Source organism: Absiella sp. AM09-50 (genome assembly GCF_003433845.1).
GTDB lineage: Bacteria > Bacillota_I > Bacilli_A > Erysipelotrichales > Erysipelotrichaceae > Hoskinsella > Hoskinsella hominis.
This window is the reverse complement of record NZ_QVFI01000001.1, coordinates 33,164-54,707: the sequence shown is the minus strand read 5'-3', so window position 1 is coordinate 54,707 and position 21,544 is coordinate 33,164. Positions and strand designations below refer to the sequence as shown.

Here is a 21,544-nt window from a genome sequence, read left to right as displayed (position 1 = left end):
CTTTTTTATATTTATATTAATTTAATTCATCTACTACGATAATTCCAGCTGCTTTCATTAAGTTATATGATACTTCATTCATTTGCTTGGCGTCATGACCTGGTGCATTATAGGTTTCTATGGCGTTTTTTGGTACAATTACTTTTTTATCTATATTCTGTGCGTTCAGATATGTTTTCAATGTTAATGCAAACTGGAGAACACAGATATCACTACAACATCCTGTGATAATATATGCATCAATTTCGCTATCTTTCAAAGCTGGATGATCTTTCATCGCATGAAAAGCATTGGTAGAATTTTTCTCAATGATAGGTGTTTGGATATATGGTTTTAATTCATCAATGACTTCACTTTCTACTTCGCCTTTTACACAGTGTTGAGGGAAAGCTGTGAATTCTATATCATTAACTCCATGTGTATCTGCGATAAAATAGCGGTTTTCAGGTTTTATTTTTTCACAAAGCTCCTGAATTGGTTTCACGATGTGCATGATGCTTTGATCAGCCATAGCTCCTTCTTTACAAAAACCATTGACCATATCCACAACGAATAATATTTGGTTCATGTTATTTAAATTTGTTTTCATCTTATTTTCCTTTCTTCTTGTTGTTCCAACAAGGATTAAATCGATATAATTGTGATTTCTTATAATCATCCGCATATTGATCAGTTTCTATTACTTTTTTCTTGATTTCACGTCTGAAATTCGCTTTATCAATTTGTTTACCCAGTAAGATTTCATACACGTTTCTAGCTTCTGTAATGGTAAACAACTCTGGCAATAATGAGAAAGCAACATCGGTGTAATCTACTTTATTTTTTAATCGGTCAAGTCCCATTAACAGGATATCCAAATGATCAAATGCAAGTGCACTGCCATCTTTTAAACTATCTTTTTTGGTTGTTTTATCGTAACAAATCACATCTTTACCATCTTCTGATACAAGTTTTAAGTATTGTTCCCCATTTTGTACGATAAACCACTTGGCTTCTTTTGCATCATCTCCAGCTACCGGTTCAATATCTTCTTGCGATGTTAAGGCAAGATATGCCGTTGAGATCACACGCATTCTTGGATCTCTTCCAACATTTCCAAACGTATATAGCTGTTCCAGATAGACATCTTCTACATTCGTTTCTTCTTTTAATTCACGATACGCGGCAGTTTCAAGATTTTCATCCATATTCACAAATCCACCCGGAATTGCCCAGCAATGCATGAAAGGATGATCTTTACGTTTAATCAATAATACACGAAGTTCTTTTTGCGATACTGTTCGTTTGGTTTCAGCCTTTTTATCAATTAATGAAAATATCAGAATATCGACAGTGACAGATGGGCGCTCATAATTGCCAGGTTTGTATGCTTCTAAAAACTCTTGTTCATTTTGACCTTTTGCGTTTCTTAATTCTTTATCTCTCATAGCTCTCCTCCAATCATGATGTCATTTTGACTTCATATTTATTTGTTGTCTATATTATAGTGTCATTTTAACCTTATGTCAACCTTTTATTTTATTTTTTTGTAGAATTTATAAAATGCCTATGCTATGATGTTAACGAAATTTTTATAGGAGGGATGATAGAATGAAATTAGATATTCGTAAGTTTCAAAAAGAAGATATAGAGGAAGCAATCGCTATATGGAATGATATTGTAATAGATGGCGTTGCTTTTCCTCAGATGGAGCCATTAGATATAAAGAGTGGTATTGACTTCTTTGCATCTCAATCATTTACTGGAATTGCATATGATGAAGATACAAAGCAAATCGTCGGTTTGTATATCCTGCATCCAAATAATGTTGGACGATGTGGTCATATTTGCAATGCAAGCTATGCGGTAAAAAAAGATGTTCGGGGATATCATATCGGTGAAGCATTGGTATTACATTGTATGAAAACCGCAAAAGATTTACAGTACCGTATTTTACAATTCAATGCTGTTGTGAAAACAAACACGCCTGCATTACAGCTATATCGTAAACTTGGATTTACACAATTAGGTGTTATTCCAGATGGTTTTTTAATGAAGGATGGCTCTTATGAAGACATTATTCCTCATTATATAACATTATAAAAATTATACTTCCTTTTATTCACATGTTACCTGCGCCACAAAAAAACAACGCTATGTAGATATTTCAGCGTTGTTTTTATATACAGAATGTTGCATAAAGTGGTACTGTCTTTCACAATAGTTTGTCATAAGATATGGGAAAAAATCGCTATAAGATAATAAACTACATAAATACTTTATCACACACTATTTTTCACCTTTTTTCACATCCTTTTCATATCGGCCTAAGCTCAGCACCCTCCCTTCTCATAAGATACCATGAGCATAAAGCTCAAAGAAAAGAGGGATATTGTGAATAATTATGATACGAATACATGTAGAAATGACAATCATACATGTAATCAAAATTCACCAAGATTCACAGTCGGTATGACCTATGTTCCTATGCAAGAGTGGACAAACCCTATGCGTATAGAGGATGGTTTTATGAAAGGTACAATTTTTTATGACCTAGATAAACCATTTTGTCCACAGGGAAGGTGATGTATATGAACAGAGTGGAACAGTTACGAAGATTACAAATGATTGATTTTGCGTTACAGGAGGCTGCTTTATTTTTAAATTCACATCCAGATGATGAGAATGCTTTACAGTATTACAAGAAATTCCAACAGTTTAGAAAACAGGCGGCATGTGATTATCAAGAGTGCTTTGGACCATTAACAAACAGGGATAATAACGCAAATACCTGGCAATATATTGATGGGCCATGGCCTTGGGAAAGTGAGGCTTAAGATATGTGGACGTATGAAAAGAAATTACAGTTTCCTGTGAATATTAAAAACCCAGATCCTAGTTTTGCGAAAATCGTAATATCACAGGTAGGTGGTCCTGATGGTGAATTAAGTGCATCTATGCGTTATTTAAATCAACGTTATGCCATGCCTTATGATCGTGTTCGTGCCATGTTGACGGATATTGGCACGGAAGAACTTGCACACCTTGAGATGGTTGCGGCTATCGTTTATCAATTAACAAGAAATCTATCCATGGAAGAAATCAAAGCCAGTGGCTTTGATGTTTACTACGTTGATCATACGACTGGTGTATGGCCACAAGCGGCAAGCGGTGCACCATTTACGTCATCTTATTTTCAATCAAAAGGCGATCCAATCGCAGATTTAGTAGAAGATATGGCTGCGGAACAGAAAGCCAGAGTCACGTATGATAATCTATTACGTGCAACAAATGATCCTGATATCATTCAGCCTTTAACCTTTCTAAGAGAACGAGAAATTGTCCATTTCCAGCGATTTGGAGAGGCTTTGGATTATGTTCAAAGTCAATTGGATAGTTGTAACTATTATCAATATAATCCTGCTTTTGATAAGTAGAAAAAATGACAGTAAGCATCTTTTGTTTACTGTCATTTTCTTTTTTGAACACTTAATGAAAGTATACTTATCAAAACTCGACTACTTTCTATAAGTATACTTATCATTTTTCCATAACATTTCCATAGTATACTTTATAAAAAGCATCTTTTACAAAATCCTGCCATCATTACTTATCACAACAACTTCCAACGGAATCTGTTTCCCACTGTTTTTGATTGCTGTTTCTACAGCATATTCCATACCTCCACAACATGGCACTTCCATACGTACAACTGTGATGCTGCGAATATCATTGTATGTAAAAATCTCTGTGAATTTATCCGCATATTGTACTTGATCCAATTTCGTACATCCAATCAACGTTACTTTATTTTTCATAAACTTTTGATGAAAATTTCCATAAGCATAAGCTGTACAATCTGCCGCAATTAAAATATCTGCTTGATGAAAGAAAGGTGCATTCACTGGTACCAGCTTAATTTGTACTGGCCATTGGCGCAGTTGTGATTCCACATTTGCCACAACACCAATACCCGGCTGCATGGTTTTCATCTGTGATCCAGGACAACCGCTTCCTGTTTTTGCTTTTTGTGCTGCCATAACTGCCGCATGATCATATGCTGGTGCTTCTCTTACCTCAAAAGATATCGCATTGACAGGACATGATGGTAAACAATCACCTAATCCATCACAATAATGTTCATGCATCAATGTTGCTTTTCCATTAACCAAAGCAATTGCACCTTCATGACATGCACCTACACATAAACCACAACCATTACATTTTTCCTGATCTATTTTAATAATTTTTCTTTCCATTGTATCGTCCTCCAATTTACATGATGATTATATGAAATTCTTTTGGGCATGTATGTTGTAAAAACAACGAATGAAGTCTAAACTAAAACTATATGGAGGAATGATGATGAATGATCAATTACGAAAAAGTTGTCGATTATTTCAAGGGATAGATACATCTATTTTTACACAGCTATTAAATGATGCACAGGCTTTTGAAAAAACGTACAAAGAAGGCAGTTATCTTTATACTTATGGGGATGAATTAAATCATATTGGTATCGTTCTTGATGGTGTTGTGCAAATTATCAAGCGTGATTACCTGGGAAATATCACAATATTGGGACATTTCTCTACATATGATTTATTTGGAGAATCCTTTGCTTTTAGTAGTCAAAAACTTCAAGTTGATATTTATGCAGAACAAGATTGTCATATCTTATGGCTGCCTATTAAACAGCTGTTGGCACTGCCTCAAAAATCTGATGAATATCAAATAATCTTAAAGAATCTCATGATGATTTTATCAAATAAAAACCTTTATCTAACGAGGCGAATTGATGTTATATCACAAAGAAGTACAAAAGAAAAATTATTAACTTATTTATACCAGCAGAAACAACTTCAACAGCAAAACATCATCACGATTCCACTAAATCGCCAACAACTTGCGGATTATTTATGTGTAGACCGCAGTGCATTATCTTATGTGCTCAGCCAAATGAAAAAAGAAGGAATATTAGATTACCAAAAGAATCAATTTCATCTTTTACAATACTAAGTTTCCTTCTCTTCTTATCAATTATCCTAACATATGAAAAATTGATGGAACCATTATACTGCGATAACACCAATGATAATGACACATAGCACTTTATTGAAATCTTTTCTTTGATTTTCGTTCATACAATTCTCCTTTCATGCATTCATCACATTATAACAATCATCATATATTCCTTTGGTAACTTTTACTTTTATCCTAAGGATCAGTCGAAACTAACTTTATTGATCATCATTTCGGCTTTTCGGCTTTTATTTCGGCTTTTTTACTTTATAATATCGCTTATCTTTCATAAAACATCCTTTACTATTCTTTATCTTCTTCATTTTGTTGAAGATAAAACATTGTTTTTTGTGTTTCAATTTCTGCTCTTAATTCCTCTTCTGTTGGTAGATATAATTTATATTTAGAAGCGAATAGTTGTTCATTGCCATTCATAATGGAGTACTTAGCGATATCTGCATCCGTATCAGAACATAGCACAATTCCAATGGTAGGATTATCTCCTTCATTACGCTTTAATTCATCATACATCCTGATATACATATCCATTTGTCCTACATCTTGATGTGTGATTTTACTAGTTTTTAAATCAATTAATACAAAACATTTTAAAATATAATTGTAAAAAACTAAATCAATAAAATAATCTTGTTTCTCCGTGTGAATATGTTGTTGTCGTGCTACGAATGCATATCCCTTACCAAGCTCCATTAGGAATTTTTGGATATTTGATAAAATACATTTCTCTAAATCTGTTTCAGTAAAAGCACTATCAGATGATAATCCTAAAAATTCTGTAATCATAGGATTTTTGATAAATTCTAATTTATTTGGCCTATATGATTTTGTTAGTTCCTTCATTTCATTTTCGACTAATTCTTTTTGTTGAGATTTTAAAATCCGATAATAATATTGTGATGAAATATTTCTTTGTAATGTCCTTACACTCCAAGTTTCTTTTAAAGCTTCATTTTCATACCAGTTTCTTGCATTTGAATCGATCACTTGTGTTAGAATCAAATAATGTGACCATGAAAGTAATCTATTATCGAATTTTCCAGACAGTGTCTGGAAAATGTTTTGATACGCTTTATAAAAATTATAAAAGCTATACAAATTTGATTTTGTAAAACCTTTTCCATATTCTTGTGTCAGTTTTTTTGATAAAGATTTTATAACCTTTGCACCATATTCTGCTCTATCTTCACCTAACAGAAATTCCTCAAAAATACGTTTCCCTAATAACCAATTACGCTTGATCAATGATACATTCACACTAGAATAAGCATAATTTCTTGCGGATTCAATGATTGATTTTGTATCAGAAAAAATATCTTCAGATTTGATATACTCAATTTCATCTATGGAACTTCGTAGGTTATCCATATTATCATCTCCTTATTTTTATATGTATAAAACATGAAACTCCCTTGTTTCATAATACATCTATATTCCCTTAATTATTTCACACTTCCATTGTTATAGTTTTACGATTAATGACTTTTTATAATACCTTCCCATTATATCACGATTTAGCCAATCATAACCGTCATACATTTAATTTTCATAAATATAAATTAATAATCTAAATGAAGATATTCAATAAGAGTTATCTTATTTTCATCACACAATAAAAAAATCCTTTCTTATATAATAGGCTTGCCGACCACATATAAAGAAAGGAGAGCTTTCGCTCAATATTATTTTACCATTTTTTCTATTTTGTACATCTAAAAACGGTATGATTCCATTTTCTAAATCATACCGTTTTATATTACCCTTTAAATAATATCATTGCTTCATAAGCCCTTAACTGCTTACCATCTATCGCCTCATAATTATGTAATAACACCTGCATTCCTTCTATATCGATATCTGGAAATGCACAAGGTTTCTCAAAGAAATTCGCAATCACCACGAGCTTTTGATTATTCCAGTTTCGCTCATATGCAAAGATTTGATCACTAGTATCCAATAAATGATAATCTCCCTGTGAAAATATTTCCATTTCTTTACGCATTTGTATTAATCTTTGATATGTATAAAATATAGAATGCTTATCCTTTAATGCCTGATCTACATTTATTTCATGGAAATTTGGATTCACACACAACCATGGTTCATGTTTAGAAAAACCAGCATATTCACAATCACTCCATTGCATTGGGGTTCTTGCATTATCTCTACCCATTAAATGAATAGAGTGCATGATTTCCTCTTGTGTATATCCTTCTTCTAAACGTTCTTTATACATATTCAATGTTTCAATATCACGATAATCCTTAATATTCGATAACGCAATATTGGTCATACCGATTTCTTCACCCTGATAAATATATGGGGTGCCTTTCATCCCATGCAATACCATTGCCAACATTTTAGCACTTTCTACACGATATTTTCCATCATTACCCCAGCGTGATACAATTCTTGGTAAATCATGATTATTCCAGAATAATGAATTCCATCCTGTTCCCTCTAGTCCATACTGCCACTTGCTAAGTACCTCTTTTAATTCTTGAAAACGTAAACCTGTTACATCCCATTTTGGTGTCTTTGGCTGCTTATCTAATTTCATATGTTCAAACTGAAATACCATACTCAATTCACTGCCATCAGGATTGCTATACTGTTGTGCTTTTTCAATATCTGCACGCCAAGCTTCTCCCACCGTTAACAGATTTGCTTTCCCAAAGGTTGCCGCATTCATTTCTTTGATATAAGTATGTAATTTAGGCCCGTTTTCACGAATCATCTGCATTGGCTCTTTTCCAATTAATTCAATCATATCCATACGGAAACCACTGATTCCTTTATCAATCCAGTAGTTCATCATCGCATAGATTTCCTTTCGCATCTTTGGATTTTCCCAGTTTAAATCCGGCTGTTTCTTACTAAAGAAATGTAGATAATATTGCCCACATGCTGGCACATATTCCCATGCGCTTCCTCCAAAATCACTCTTTAAATCATTAGGCAGTACGCCTTCCTCGCCATCTACCCAGATATAATAATCATGATAGGGATTATCTTTGGACTTCTTTGCTTCTTCGAACCATATATGTTCATCACTGGTATGATTTACGACCAGATCCATAATGATTTTGATATCCATTGCATTTGCCTTTTCTAATAATTCATCCATATCCTGCATGGTACCAAATTCTTTCATAATATCACAATAATCTGATATATCATATCCATTATCATCGTTAGGTGATGCATAGACTGGACACAGCCAGATGACATCAGTGCCTAACTTTTTAATATAAGGTAAGCGTGAAATAATTCCTTGAATATCCCCAATGCCATCATCATTACTATCTTGGAAACTGCGTGGATAGATCTGATAGACAACTGCTTTTTTCCACCAGTCTTTTTCTAATTTATTTGTTTTCATCTTCATACTTTCTGGCAAATGCTGTTTTTGATAATATACATGTTACGATAAACACAACAATCACATCTACAATCATCAGAATACCAAAATATAACATACTGGTTGGCTGCATAGAAAGGATTGCAGGCAAGCCACCAACTCCAACACCGTTTGCCAATACACCTAAACTCATGGCGATTAAACCAGTAATACCTGAACCAATAATGGCACCTACAAATGGATAGAAGTATTTTAAGTTAACCCCAAACATTGCTGGTTCTGTGACTCCCAGATAACCAGAAATATATGCAGGCACTGCGATTTCTTGTACGGCTTTGTTTTTCTTATGGATATATGCGAATGCAAATACGGCAGTTGCCTGCGCAATATTACATAAAGCAACGATTGGGAATGTGAATAATCCCTGACCACTTGCGGCAATCTGAATATCAATAGGAAGCATTGCGTGATGCATACCTGTAATAACTAATAATGGATACAACATTCCATAAATACCGCCAAATAACCATCCAAATGAACTATTGAAACCAGCCATAATGACATCACACATAAAGTTACCAATTGCCCAGCCAACTGGTCCTAATACCACATGCGCTAATAATACAGTTGGAACGACAGAACAGAAAGGTACGATAATCATAGAAATTGCATCTGGTGCATGTTTCTTAAAGAATCGATAGATATACACAAACGCAAATCCTATTAGAATTGCAGGGATAACTTGTGACTGGTATCCAACCATTCGTACAGTAGTAAATCCAAAGTCCCAATAAGGTACATCTTCTGCGGCAGTAGACATCAATGCCCCTGCGCTTAATAATTGTGGTGATACAATCGTGATACCAACAATGATTCCAAGCATTTGATCAACGTGCATTTTCTTACAGATAGACCATACGATACCAACTGGAAGGAAGTTGAAAATGGCATCCCCAATCAGCCATAAGAATGAATCCACACCATTCCAGAATTGTGATATTTCTACTAATGTTTTTGTGCCTTCTTCAAAGAGCTTAATAGAATCAATAATGTTACGGAAACCTAAAATCAAACCTCCACAAATAATGGCAGGAATGATTGGCGCAAAGATTTCCGCTAGGTTTGCTAATGCTCTTTGTAGAAGATTCATGTTATTTTTTGCCTGTGCTTTTACTTCTTCTTTTGTGGCTTCACTTAAATGTGTATAGGCAATGAACTCTTCATAGAAGATGGATACTTTGTTGCCGATAATAACCTGAAACTGTCCACCCTGTGTAAAGCTTCCTTTGACAGAAGCAAGTGCTTCAATCTTTTTGACATCGGCTTTTGACTGATCTTTTAACGCAAATCTCATACGAGTTGCACAATGTGTTACGGAAACAATATTTTCTTTTCCTCCGACGTATTCTGTTAAGGATGCGACATCCTTTGTAAATTCTGACATATCTTTTACCTCTCTCTTTTCTACTTGTACGTACATGTTCATCTTAAGCGATTACATTATATCTTGTACGTACATGTTTGTCAACACCAATTCTAATTTTTATTTTTTATGATTTTTCACATGATATTCGCAATGTTTTCATTTTACGTATGATAAAAGCACGCTGTTCTCTTGCGTGCTTCTTTATGATAAAACCAATCTATATTATGCTATTTAGCTTTTCCAGTATCTCTTTATAATGATCTACCCAATCCATTCGCCCATTACTTTCAAACACAGAAATAAAGTATTGTATCCGATTAATCAATTCATCTTTTGTGATGGACACACGATAATTATCATTTTCAAAGAAATCATTCTCCAACCAATTATAAAGTTTATATGGTACCTGATTTTTATCCAAGCCCCATTCATAAACCTCTAATGGGCCAAATGACTTCGCTGATATTAAAACTGTATCGCCATTTTTTGAAGGAATGAAATCTGCTTTTGTGATATTCCAGCGATCAATAAATATATAATCTTTGTTCATAACTAACGTCTTTTTGCGATATCCATATATTCAAATTCTTCTGGATGATGATGTGATTCATTGTATTGAAATAATCGCCCATCTTGTAGATATCCATAACTTGTTAGAACGATAACCGTATTATAATCATCTAAATCCAGCATTTCATAATCTCGTGCATCTGCCTTTGCAGCACTTAATTTACGGGATGCGAAACCAATGCTCAAATTTAGTTTTTGTTCAATATAATCATAGACGGAACGCTGTGCGTCTTCTTTTGTTAAATCAGGAATTAATGAAATAGGGAAATAATCTTCATCTAAAATCATACGTTTTCCATTGATACTACGCACTCTGATTAAATGATAGATTTCTTCATTCGGATGTATTTGTAGACATTCTGCGATATCATTCCCTGCTTGGATTTTCTCCAATAATTTGATATCCGTTTGACTATCTTTTTCATGTTGTTCTATAAAAGAATCTAGTGTCATCACTGGAAATTCAAAATCTTTATTGCGCAAAACAGTAGTAGCTTTTCCCTGTGCCCTAATGATGAAACCATCTTCACTTAAATGCTGCAGTGCTTTTCTAACCGTATCTCTTGAAACATCATAAATCGCCATTAGTTCTTTTTCAGAAGGCAGTTTATCATCAGGCCATGCTCGATCCTGAATCTTTTTTAATATTTTTTCATATAATATCTGATGCTTTGGCTTCATAATATCTCCTTCCATTTATATTTTTATAATACTTTCATTTATCTGCTTAGCCTTTTTATTATATCATAATTCTACAAAATGTTTTTTATTGATATATATTTTAAAGACTCCTCTGGTAAATTTCCCATGGTTTTGGGAAAAGTCACAACCAATTATATCCAGTACCGAAAACGCTATCAAATCATTGTGCAAATATACTTTTATGGTATATTTATAACCAGATGAAAACTTTCGCGAAGACTCATCTCATCAAAAAGTAGGAGGAAATTATTATGATGGAGAAATTGCAACGATTCGGTGGCGCAATGATGGCACCAGTAATGTTAATGCCTTTTGCCGGTATTATTATTGGTTTTGCTACAATCTTTATGAATGCTGATATCATGGGATCACTAGCTGCTGATACTACGATATGGTATAAATTCTGGTCAATGATGTATGATGGAGGATATGCTATTTTCAACCAGTTACCTTTATTATTTGTAATATCTTTACCACTTGGTCTTGCGAAGAAAGCAAGTGGCAGAGCCGCAATGGAATCATTCGTTATTTATATTATTTTCAATTATTTTATTCAATCTTTACTGACATTCTTTGGCGCATCATTATTCCAAGTCGATTTTGCACAAGAAGTCGGTGGTACAAGTGGACTTACCATGATTGCTGGTATCAAAACATTAGATATGAGTGTGATTGGTGCCATTATGATTGCAGCGATTGCTGTATGGATTCATAATCGCTGGTATGATAAAAAATTACCTGGTGTATTAAGTTCTTTCCAAGGTTCCGCATTAATTGTGATCATTGGATTTGTATTCATGATTCCAATGGCATTTATTGTCTGCTATGTATGGCCTATGGTACAACATGCGATATTAGGCCTGCAAGACTTCTTATCAAGATCTGGCAATCTAGGTGTATTCTTATTTACTTTCCTTGAAAGAATCACAATTCCAACTGGTCTTCACCATTTCTTATGGACACCATTTGATTTAGGACCTGCTGTTATCGCAGATGGAAACTGGACACACTGGATGGCACATGTTAATGAATTTGCGGCATCCACAGCGCCATTAAAAGAATTATTCCCTACAGGTGGGTTTGCTTTATATGGTAACTGTGCCGTTTGGGGAATGCCTGCAATTGCTTTCGCAATGTATAAAACCGCGCGCCCTGAAAACAAGAAAAAGGTAGCTGCTATGTTGATTTCTGCGACAATACCAGCTGTATTATGTGGAATCACAGAACCAATTGAATTTACATTCTTATTCATTTCTCCGGTATTATTTGCGGTAGGTGCTGTACTAGCTGCCTTATTGTCTATGGTTTTATATATGTTTGGAGTCGTTGGTTATCAAGGCGGTGGCTTGATAGACTATATCACATACAACTGGATGCCAATGCTACAAAATCATGCTGGTGAAGTGGTCACACATATTGTGATTGGATTGATTTTCTCTGTTATTTATTTCGTAATATTCTACTGGGCAATCAAACGTTTTAATATTATGACACCAGGTCGTGAAGTGGATATGGGAGATACCGTTGCTTTAGGAAAGCCTTATGCATCAGGTGCAAATAGTATATTCCATGATGAAGCTGTAGGCTTCCTTCAAGCATTAGGTGGAAAAGATAATATTGTCACAGTAACCAATTGTATGACCAGACTTCGTTTAAGTGTAAAAGATGAATCGATTATTGCTGATGATGCCGAATTTAAGAAATACAACGCAAAAGGTGTTGTTAGAAAAGGCAAAGCCATTCAGGTAATCATTGGATTTGATGTTGAAAATGTAAAGAATGAATTTGAAAAATTATTATAGTGAGGTAAATAAAATGAATACTTTAGAAAAAAGCTCTGTTGTTATTGCCGGAGGAGGCAGTACTTATACACCTGGCATCATTTTGATGCTATTAGATCACTTAGATCGTTTCCCTTTAAGAAAAATCAAGTTTTATGACAATGATGAAGAACGTCAAAAAGTCATTGCTGATGCTTGTGAATTGATTATCCATAAAAACCATCCAGAAATCGAATTTCTCGCAACTTGTAATCCAGAAGAAGCATTCACAGATGTTGATTTTGTAATGGCACACATTCGTGTTGGTAAATATAAAATGCGTGAATTAGATGAAAAAATCCCTATGAAATATGGTGTAGTTGGTCAGGAAACTTGTGGTCCTGGAGGTATTGCATATGGTATGCGAAGTATTCAGGGTGTATTAGACTTAGTTGATTACATGGAAAAATACTCTCCTAATGCATGGCTGTTAAATTACTCTAATCCTGCTGCTATTGTTGCGGAAGCGATGAGAAGACTTCGTCCACATTCTAAGATTTTAAATATTTGTGATATGCCAATCAGTATTGAAAATAATATGCTGGAAATCCTTGGTTTTGAAAAACGAAGTGATATTGTCACAAAATATTATGGTTTAAACCATTTTGGCTGGTGGTATGATGTAAGAGATAAAGAAGGCAATGATTTAATGCCTAAGTTAAAAGAATATGTAAAAGAAAACGGTTATTTGGTACAGTCTGACATCGATTCCGCAAAACAACATGGGGATAACAGCTGGAATGAAACATATAAAATGGCAAAAGATATTTATGCTATTGATCCTGATACGCTGCCAAATACATATTTAAAATACTATTTATTACCAGATACAGTCGTAGAACATACAGACCCAAATTATACACGTGCAAATCAGGTAATGGATACACGTGAAAAAGAAGTATTTACTGCTTGTCGCCAGATTGTGGAAAAGAATGAATTCCGTGGTGATGAATTATCATTAGATGAACATGCATCTTATATTGTTGATTTAGCGACTGCTTTAAAATTTAATACCTATGCAAGAATGTTATTGATTGTAGAAAACAATGGTATTATTGAAAACTTTGATAAAACCGCTATGGTAGAGGTTCCTTGTTTAGTAAGTTCTGCTGGTCCTGAACCATTATTTGTAGGCACAATACCAACATTCCAAAAAGGTATGATGGAAGAACAAGTCGCAGTAGAAAAGCTAGTTGTTGATGCTTGGATGGAAGGTTCTTATCAAAAACTATGGCAGGCAATCGCCTTATCTAAAACCGTTCCAAGTGTTACGGTGGCAAAACAGATATTAGATGATTTATATGAAGTAAATAAAGCATACTGGCCGGAGTTAAAATAATATGTTTTTTAAGAAGAAGAAAAATACATTTATGATACCCGTAAGTGGTGAAATGATTCCGTTATCTATGGTCAATGATGAAACATTTCGCAGTGGAATGATGGGATGTGGCTTTGCGATTAAACCATCTTCACAAAACATTGTATCTCCTGTAGATGGCACGATTAAAATGATATTCCCTACTGGGCATGCGATGGGAATCAGTTTTCAAGATGGAAAAGAAATGTTAATTCATGTAGGTATTGATACTGTAGAATTACAGGGGCAAGGCTTTCAGGTAATGGTGAAACAAGATCAAAAGATATCTGCTGGTGATTCACTCTTACAAATAGATCTTCCTTTTATAGAAGAAAAAGGCTATGATTCCGTTATCATCATCGTTTTCCCTAATGAAAGTGAATTACATCTACCACAATTACCTAAACAGGTCACATGTAAAGAAACAATCACAATATTTTAAATGACAGATATTCTCTGTCATTTTCTTATTTTCATGCGGTAATTTCTTAAACAGTATGGTAAGATTATGTAAAAGCGAGGTGGCTTTATGCTGATAGAAGCAATCAATAAAAATTATGATAAATTAAATGCATCCGATATGCAAAGTCTTACCATCATAATGGATGATCTTTATGCCATAAAAGATATGAATATCGAAGAATTAGCAAAAAAATGTAATACTTCCAAAAGTACAATTTTGCGATTGACACAAAAGCTTGGATTTAGTGGTTTCAGTGAGTTTAAAAGCTGTATCAAATGGGATAATGCTGATAAATTTAAGAAAAAAGATACCAGTGATATACAAAATATCAAATTAGATTTTTTAAGTACCTGCCAGCAGATGGAAACCTCCACTGATTTAAAAGATATCGTAAAACTAATTCATTTATCTAAAAATGTTGTTGTCTATGGAACCGGACAAGCACAGCGTTATTGTGCTATGGAAATGCAGCGTATGTTTATGGAAGTAAATAAATACATCTATTATATTGGCGCCAGTGATGAGTTTCGTATGTTGTCAAAAAATCTGAATCCTGATGATTTTGTGATTATCTTATCATTATCAGGCAATATGGAAAAAATCAAAGATACCATGCAGCTTCTTCACCTAAAAGGCGTAAAGACCGCATCTATCACAAACTTTCATAACAATCCGCTTGCTTCTCTTTGTGATTATCGTCTATACGCTGTATCTAGTGCTGTCCCACTTGCTGGAAATGTTGACCATAATTCTTTTGTAAATTTTTTAACAGTATTGGAATATATATTTTTATCCTATTTGCGTGAAGTTGATAAACAAAAAACAATTTAGATAATATATGAAATAATATATCAAAACTCATAAATGCAACTTACCCCCTGTTTTATACCACTTGCATATCGCACAACCCCACTTAGCAGCTGCCATCTTGTAGCTGCTTTTTTCATGTTGTAAAGTAAGGTCACATAAAGGAGGAAGAAATAATGAACGTTATGGAAGTGAATCATCTAAAGAAAGATTATGGGAAAATACATGCAGTACAGGATATAAGTTTTCATGTGGAAGAGGGTGAATTATTTGGTTTTTTAGGTGTCAACGGAGCTGGTAAATCAACCACGATCCAGATGTTATGTACTCTGTTTACACCAAGTGGTGGAAGTGCGAATATCTGTGGATATTCTCTAGGAAAACATAATCAGGAAATCAGAAAAAGGATTGGCATAGTATCACAACAGAATTGTCTGGATGATGCTTTAACAATCAAGGAAAACCTGATGATTCGTGGATCTCTTTATGAACAAGATCCTAATAAACTAAAGGTACGCCTCCAGGAAGTAAGTAATCTTTTGAAGCTCGATGAAATTCTTACTCGCCCTTTTCAAAAGTTGTCAGGTGGACAGAAAAGAAGATGTGAAATCGCAAGAGCACTCATGCATTCCCCAAAGATTTTATTTTTGGATGAACCAACCACTGGTCTTGATCCTGCGACCAGACAATCCGTTTGGTACTGTATTGATACCTTGCGCAAACATACCAACATGACTGTTTTTCTTACCACACATTATATGGAAGAAGCCGCACAGGCAGATCATATCGCCTTGATTGATCATGGCTTGTTGATGGAGTATGGCACTCCTTATGAGTTGAAGGAAGCCTATGCAAAAGACAGACTTGTTTTGCATTCACATCAAATCAAACAACTGGAAACCATCCTTTCCACACTACCATATCCAAGTCAAAAAGATATCCAGCATATCACGATCTCACTTACTCATACAAAGGATGCCATAGAAATTCTGGATAAAGTAAAACCATATATCAACGGCTTTGAGGTACTACAAGGAACCATGGATGATGTGTTTCTGCATGTTACAGGGAAAACATTAAAGGAAGAAGGTGAAACAAATGTTTGCATTTAGACAATTAATAAAACGTAATTTATACTTATATTTTCGTGATCGTTCTGCCGTACTTTTCTCTTTGTTATCCGTCTTTATCGTAATTCTTTTAATGCTTGTATTTTTAGGTGACATGAACAAGAACGAACTGGTACAATTGATCAATCATCTACATGGTACCATAAGTGATGCTGATGCTAATCATATCATCGTGATGTGGACAATCGCAGGTATCCTAAGTGTGAATGCTTTTACCATACCTGTCACTATGATCGGTATGTATGTGAAAGATAAAGAAGATCATAAACTGGAAAGCCTGTATACAGCACCAATATCCCGAAGTATGATTACCAGCTCTTACCTTGTATCTTCCATTATATGTAGTATGTTAATGAGCCTGTTAATCCTGCTGTTATCTAACCTTTATGTATCCTTCAGTGGTTACTACTTTCTTACCATATCTTCTTTGTTCACTGTATTATTCTATTTAATAATTGATATCATGGTATCAAGTGCATTGGTATTGTTGATTGCCCAATGGGTAAAAAGTGATCGTGCCTGGGGAGCTTTCTCAACTCTTGCAGGTACTTTGATTGGCTTTGTGGGTGGGATATATCTGCCAATGGGCTTACTTCCACAATTTGTACAAAATATTTTAAAAGCGATGCCATTTATTCATGAATCTGCGCTATTGCGAGATGTCTTTACCACTTCTTCGCTTCAACAAGCCTTCCATGGTTTACCAGATGCAGCACTTCAAGGCTATCAAGAGGCCATGGGTATCATCATTTACATACAGCACCATCAAGTTTCCCATACCTTAACAATCTTTGGCTTATGCCTTTGTGGTATAATAGCATTAATCATATCCACATATTTACTACAGAAACGTAGTCGCTTTGATTGTTAGGAGGAGCATATGAAAATCATCATTGAGGAGAAAACATCAAAAGATGAAGAAGATACAATTATTATTCGCTGCGATACATTAGATGATTCGATTATGAAGCTGATCCATCAACTAAAATCAAAAGACGAATTATTAATTGGCACAGCAAATGAAAAGATTGCCCGCATACGACCACAGGATGTTTATTATTTTGAATCCGTGGATCATAAAGTATTTCTATATACAGAAAAAGATGTATATGAAATTAAACAAAAACTGTATGAAATAGAAGATACTTATCAGGGAATGGATTACTTTCGTGTATCAAAGTCTGTAATATTGAATCTTAGTAAAATCCAGCATTTATCCCCTGTTTTAGGAAGCCGGCTGGAGGCAACCTTATTAAATGGGGAAAGAATTATGATATCCAGACAATATGTTGCGGCATTAAAAGTGCTGTTGGGAATATAGGAGGTCATCATGGAAAAAATCAAAGAGATATTATTTACCTTTGCCTGTGTCACAACCATGGTTTTAATTGGTTCTGCGACATATATTACAATATTTTGGAAGGATGCCGTTCTTGATTATAATATCTTATGGCAGTTAATCTTTACTGATATTTTATGCAGTGTTGGCAATGTACTTTATCCTAAAGAATGCAAGAGTAAAAAACAATTGTATATATTAATAGGCATTCATTATCTTTATATCAATGTGATTGTATTAGGTGCTGGTTTCTTTTTTGAATGGTTCTCACCGGACAATCTTTATATGATATGCAGCTTGGTATTTATGATTGCGGTAATCTTTCTTACCGTTAGCCTTTTATTGCAGTATTATTATAAGAAAAAAGCAGAGGTCATGAATGAGCGGCTTCAGGAATATATAAAAAAGAAAAACAAATGAAAAAGCAGGTGCCTTTTGAGGTTTTCATATCAAGGTACCTGCTTGGTTTTATATTGTTGAATAACTCCTAAAAAAGCCTTTCCATATCGTTGATATTTCACTTCCCCAACGCCGCTGATCATCAACATTTCTTCCTTGTTTACGGGCTGTTTCACACTCATATCATGAAGTGTTTTATCAGAGAAAATGATATATGGTGGCACATGTGCTTTCTTTGCTAATTCCATTCGACATTCCCGCAAGCTTTCAAATAAAGTCTGATCCACAATTGTTTCTTGTTTCTTAGGAATGCTGTGTTTTTGTTCCTTCATAATTTTCATCAAATATGGTCTATCTTGATGTAGTATAGAATCATCCCCCACACTTATGATTGCATATCCATCCTGGCTTTGTTTCAGAACCCCCTGATATAATAAATCATCCATCATTTGATAAATATAAGCTTTTGAATGCTTTTTCAATAATCCATAGCTTTCATTATGATCCAGATGATAGCTTTTTATTTTCGCATTTGCACTGCCTCTTAATATATCAGTAATCATAGTTCTCCCAAAACGTTCTCCACTGCTTTTGATACACGCCACAACCTGTAGTGCATCCTGTTTGATATCCTGTTCCTCATACTGACTCAAACAATTGGAACAATTCCCACAATAACCTTCGCTTTGTTCACCAAAATACTTCAACATATAGTGGCGTAAACATCCAGAAATCGTACAATAAAACGTCATAGATTTTAATCGTTCTTTTTCCTTTGCCTGAAGTTTCGCACGCATATCTTCATCCATATCTTCTTGCATATGACTTTGTTCAATTAAAAACAAATTGGTATGCACATCCTTTGCGCCATAAAGTAAGATACAATCTGCACGTTCCCCATCACGCCCTGCACGACCTGCCTCCTGATAATAGCTTTCCATGTTTTTCGGCATATGGTAATGCATAACGTAACGAACATTTGATTTATCGATACCCATACCAAAAGCATTGGTCGCCACCATTATGGTTTTACGATCATATTGAAAATCATCCTGATTCTTGGAACGTTCTGATTCACTTAATCCCGCATGATATCGTGTTGCCTGAAAGCCATCCTTGTTTAAACGTTCGCAAACTTCTTCTACACTTTTTCTTGTTAGACAATAAACAATTCCACTTTGATTTTTATTTTCCTTTACATATGACAACAATGCCTGATACTTATCTTTTGGCTTTTCTACCGCAAAGTAAAGATTTTTTCTATCAAATCCTGTTGTAATTTCAAATGGCTGTTTCATATCCAATAACCGAATGATGTCTGCTTTTACCTCTGATGTTGCTGTGGCAGTAAAAGCGGATACAATTGGGCGTTTTGGCAGTTGTTTTAAAAAGCTTTGTATCTGAAGATAATGTGGGCGGAAATCCTGTCCCCACTGACTGACACAATGTGCTTCATCTACACATACCATGGCGATATTCATCTGTTTTGCGAATGCTAAAAATTCATCATTTAGTAATCGCTCTGGTGCCACATAAATGATTTTATAGGTATATTGCTTTGCCAGTTGTAACGCTTTCTGATATTGAGCAAATGTTAACGAGCTATTGAAAAAAGCTGCACGTATGCCGTTTTCATTTAATGTCCCAACCTGATCTTTCATTAAGGAGATCAATGGTGATATAACCAAAGTAATACCTTCCATCATTGCCGCAGGTACCTGATAACAGATAGATTTGCCAGCACCTGTTGGCATAATTCCCAATACATCTTTTCCCTGCAGAATGTTTGTGATCAACTCTTTTTGTCCTTCTCGAAAGGCGTCATATCCAAAATATTTCTTTAACGTTTCTATTTCATTCATTTGACACATTCCTGTTTGATGAACCCTAACGCAATCAGTGCTTTTTCCACACCATCTTCTAATGCCTCACAGCTGGTGTACATCACATGTTTTGATAACTCTGGATTCTCTCCACCAATCAACACACTGTTAGAAATATATTCAAACATTGGCATATCATTATTACTATCACCAAATACGAAACAATCTTCTTTATCTACACCAAGCTTTTCACAAACGAATTGAATACCTGTCGCTTTGGAATAACCTTTTGGCACAAACTCACAGCGATCAATTCCTCGATTGATATATGTAAAATAAGCACCCATTTCATCTACAAATGCCTCTTTTCGAGATATATCTGGCATACAAACGAATAATTTACTAAACGATTTATGCTCTGTAGTATCCGGTAATATAGTTATCCCGTTTTCTTTATATCTTTTTATCATGTTTATTAAATCTTTATGTTGAATATGATCACTTATGTATAGGCAGTCTTTACCTTCATAAAATGCTTCACTATGATATTTGTTCATAATATTTTGTATTGTTTCATGGTCTTTCTCATCCACAGCTTCATCTAACCAGATTTCATCATGATAGGTAATATAGGTTCCACAACCTAAAATCATGCCATCAAAAGGCCAGTCATAGATTTCTGGATCCACAATACCTTTTGTACGTCCGGTATTCACAAATAATATATGTCCTTGTTTTTTTAATTCCTGTAATGCACGCATGGCACTTTCAGGAATTTGTTTTGTTGTATTATGTACCAATGTCCCATCATAATCAAAAAAGAAAATTTTTTTCTGCATATCCTTTTCCTCCCGTTTTCCGCTTTATTATATCTGATATTGAAGCCAAAAGAAAGGACTAAGAAAAACTTAGCCCTGTAGCATATCCAAACGATTATTTACTTCATCGAATTTACGATAAACATCCACAAATTCATCACAAAGTATTTTAAATGCCTCTGCACTCATCAACTGGTCTTGTGCATGTGTAAGTAAAAGGTTTAACTCTACACGTTCTCCACCTGCTTCTGTTTGTACCATTAACTGGTGAATACGATGCCCCTTCGCATACATTTCATTTCCTTTTTTTAACAGCTCGTTGCAGGCTTCATAATTCCCGCTTTTTGCTTCCTGAATTGCTTCAATATAATAATTTCTTGCCTGCCCAACACTTGAAATGATTTCCAAAATATCCAGCTCTGATTGACTCATACAAATGCATCTCCTTCACATGAAATAATTGTAACATATATGAAGCATTAAGGCACCCAGGATTTCAAAAACTTTTTT

24 protein-coding genes are annotated in these 21,544 nt (G+C 34.5%); 13 read left to right on the top strand and 11 right to left on the bottom strand.

The window, feature by feature from the left end; translation table 11 throughout:
- Window positions 1-16: 16 nt before the first annotated feature.
- Both DW114_RS00290 and DW114_RS00285 read right to left on the bottom strand, forming a co-directional pair.
- Window positions 17-589, bottom strand: coding sequence for an isochorismatase family cysteine hydrolase (locus DW114_RS00290; protein WP_158552173.1), 573 nt, complete (start codon window positions 587-589; stop codon window positions 17-19).
- A gap of 1 nt (window position 590) precedes the next feature.
- Complete coding sequence (locus DW114_RS00285; RefSeq protein WP_117451273.1) at window positions 591-1,427, bottom strand: NUDIX hydrolase; 837 nt, start codon at window positions 1,425-1,427, stop codon at window positions 591-593.
- A gap of 163 nt (window positions 1,428-1,590) precedes the next feature.
- Between DW114_RS00285 and DW114_RS00280 the strand changes: the two genes are divergently transcribed.
- The 4 genes from DW114_RS00280 (at window position 1,591) to DW114_RS00265 (ending at window position 3,416) form a co-directional block, all read left to right on the top strand.
- On the top strand, window positions 1,591-2,082 hold the full coding sequence (locus tag DW114_RS00280) for a GNAT family N-acetyltransferase (RefSeq protein WP_117451272.1): 492 nt from the start codon (window positions 1,591-1,593) through the stop codon (window positions 2,080-2,082).
- Window positions 2,083-2,373: 291 nt separating this feature from the next.
- Complete coding sequence (locus tag DW114_RS00275) at window positions 2,374-2,565, top strand: spore coat associated protein CotJA (RefSeq protein ID WP_233509511.1); 192 nt, start codon at window positions 2,374-2,376, stop codon at window positions 2,563-2,565.
- A gap of 5 nt (window positions 2,566-2,570) precedes the next feature.
- The gene (locus tag DW114_RS00270; RefSeq protein WP_207732806.1) at window positions 2,571-2,816 is read left to right on the top strand and encodes a spore coat protein CotJB; all 246 of its coding nucleotides are present in this window, start codon (window positions 2,571-2,573) and stop codon (window positions 2,814-2,816) included.
- A 3-nt stretch (window positions 2,817-2,819) separates the two neighbouring features.
- Window positions 2,820-3,416: a manganese catalase family protein gene (locus tag DW114_RS00265; RefSeq protein ID WP_117451269.1), complete on the top strand. Its 597-nt coding sequence runs from the start codon at window positions 2,820-2,822 to the stop codon at window positions 3,414-3,416.
- Between the two features lie 150 nt (window positions 3,417-3,566).
- Here DW114_RS00265 and DW114_RS00260 read toward each other — a convergent pair whose 3' ends face one another.
- Window positions 3,567-4,238 (bottom strand): ATP-binding protein, encoded by a 672-nt coding sequence (locus tag DW114_RS00260; protein ID WP_117451268.1) that lies wholly within the window; start codon window positions 4,236-4,238, stop codon window positions 3,567-3,569.
- A 106-nt stretch (window positions 4,239-4,344) separates the two neighbouring features.
- On the opposite strand from DW114_RS00260, the gene DW114_RS00255 reads away from it, so the two are divergent.
- Window positions 4,345-4,998: a Crp/Fnr family transcriptional regulator gene (locus DW114_RS00255; RefSeq protein ID WP_158552172.1), complete on the top strand. Its 654-nt coding sequence runs from the start codon at window positions 4,345-4,347 to the stop codon at window positions 4,996-4,998.
- A gap of 306 nt (window positions 4,999-5,304) precedes the next feature.
- Here DW114_RS00255 and DW114_RS00250 read toward each other — a convergent pair whose 3' ends face one another.
- From DW114_RS00250 to treR, 5 genes are all read right to left on the bottom strand, one after another.
- Window positions 5,305-6,387 carry a PDDEXK nuclease domain-containing protein gene (locus tag DW114_RS00250; protein ID WP_117451265.1) on the bottom strand — a complete coding sequence of 361 codons (1,083 nt, stop codon included), beginning with the start codon at window positions 6,385-6,387 and terminating at the stop codon, window positions 5,305-5,307.
- 388 nt (window positions 6,388-6,775) lie between these two features.
- A complete protein-coding gene (locus tag DW114_RS00245) occupies window positions 6,776-8,401 on the bottom strand; it encodes a glycoside hydrolase family 13 protein (RefSeq protein WP_117451263.1) in 1,626 nt (541 codons plus the stop codon).
- A complete protein-coding gene (gene treB, locus DW114_RS00240; protein WP_117451261.1) occupies window positions 8,388-9,824 on the bottom strand; it encodes a PTS trehalose transporter subunit IIBC in 1,437 nt (478 codons plus the stop codon). The genes DW114_RS00245 and treB overlap by 14 nt, the downstream gene beginning before the upstream one ends.
- Window positions 9,825-10,023: 199 nt before the next feature.
- The gene (locus DW114_RS00235; RefSeq protein ID WP_117451259.1) at window positions 10,024-10,356 is read right to left on the bottom strand and encodes a hypothetical protein; all 333 of its coding nucleotides are present in this window, start codon (window positions 10,354-10,356) and stop codon (window positions 10,024-10,026) included.
- Between the two features lie 2 nt (window positions 10,357-10,358).
- Window positions 10,359-11,057 (bottom strand): trehalose operon repressor, encoded by a 699-nt coding sequence (treR, locus tag DW114_RS00230; RefSeq protein ID WP_158552171.1) that lies wholly within the window; start codon window positions 11,055-11,057, stop codon window positions 10,359-10,361.
- A 272-nt stretch (window positions 11,058-11,329) separates the two neighbouring features.
- On the opposite strand from treR, the gene DW114_RS00225 reads away from it, so the two are divergent.
- The 8 genes from DW114_RS00225 (at window position 11,330) to DW114_RS00190 (ending at window position 18,414) form a co-directional block, all read left to right on the top strand.
- The gene (locus DW114_RS00225; protein WP_117451255.1) at window positions 11,330-12,880 is read left to right on the top strand and encodes an alpha-glucoside-specific PTS transporter subunit IIBC; all 1,551 of its coding nucleotides are present in this window, start codon (window positions 11,330-11,332) and stop codon (window positions 12,878-12,880) included.
- Between the two features lie 13 nt (window positions 12,881-12,893).
- Window positions 12,894-14,237, top strand: coding sequence for a 6-phospho-alpha-glucosidase (locus DW114_RS00220; RefSeq protein WP_117451983.1), 1,344 nt, complete (start codon window positions 12,894-12,896; stop codon window positions 14,235-14,237).
- Window position 14,238: 1 nt separating this feature from the next.
- Complete coding sequence (locus DW114_RS00215; protein ID WP_117451253.1) at window positions 14,239-14,697, top strand: PTS sugar transporter subunit IIA; 459 nt, start codon at window positions 14,239-14,241, stop codon at window positions 14,695-14,697.
- Window positions 14,698-14,784: 87 nt separating this feature from the next.
- Complete coding sequence (locus DW114_RS00210) at window positions 14,785-15,549, top strand: MurR/RpiR family transcriptional regulator (RefSeq protein ID WP_117451252.1); 765 nt, start codon at window positions 14,785-14,787, stop codon at window positions 15,547-15,549.
- Window positions 15,550-15,701: 152 nt separating this feature from the next.
- Window positions 15,702-16,637 (top strand): ABC transporter ATP-binding protein, encoded by a 936-nt coding sequence (locus DW114_RS00205; RefSeq protein ID WP_117451250.1) that lies wholly within the window; start codon window positions 15,702-15,704, stop codon window positions 16,635-16,637.
- Complete coding sequence (locus DW114_RS00200; RefSeq protein WP_117451248.1) at window positions 16,624-17,526, top strand: ABC transporter permease; 903 nt, start codon at window positions 16,624-16,626, stop codon at window positions 17,524-17,526. The genes DW114_RS00205 and DW114_RS00200 overlap by 14 nt, the downstream gene beginning before the upstream one ends.
- Before the next feature lie 9 nt (window positions 17,527-17,535).
- Entirely contained in the window at window positions 17,536-17,976 is a 441-nt protein-coding gene (locus DW114_RS00195) for a LytTR family DNA-binding domain-containing protein (protein ID WP_117451246.1), read from the top strand.
- Between the two features lie 9 nt (window positions 17,977-17,985).
- Window positions 17,986-18,414, top strand: a complete 429-nt coding sequence (locus DW114_RS00190) for a DUF3021 family protein (RefSeq protein ID WP_117451244.1) — start codon at window positions 17,986-17,988, stop codon at window positions 18,412-18,414.
- A gap of 29 nt (window positions 18,415-18,443) precedes the next feature.
- On the opposite strand, the gene recQ is transcribed toward DW114_RS00190, so the two are convergent.
- The 3 genes from recQ to DW114_RS00175 form a co-directional block, all read right to left on the bottom strand.
- Window positions 18,444-20,255: a DNA helicase RecQ gene (gene recQ, locus DW114_RS00185; protein WP_117451242.1), complete on the bottom strand. Its 1,812-nt coding sequence runs from the start codon at window positions 20,253-20,255 to the stop codon at window positions 18,444-18,446.
- Complete coding sequence (locus DW114_RS00180; protein ID WP_117451240.1) at window positions 20,252-21,055, bottom strand: HAD-IIB family hydrolase; 804 nt, start codon at window positions 21,053-21,055, stop codon at window positions 20,252-20,254. Before DW114_RS00180 ends, recQ begins: the two co-directional genes overlap by 4 nt.
- Before the next feature lie 69 nt (window positions 21,056-21,124).
- On the bottom strand, window positions 21,125-21,466 hold the full coding sequence (locus DW114_RS00175) for a PTS lactose/cellobiose transporter subunit IIA (RefSeq protein ID WP_117451238.1): 342 nt from the start codon (window positions 21,464-21,466) through the stop codon (window positions 21,125-21,127).
- Between the last annotated feature and the right edge of the window lie 78 nt (window positions 21,467-21,544).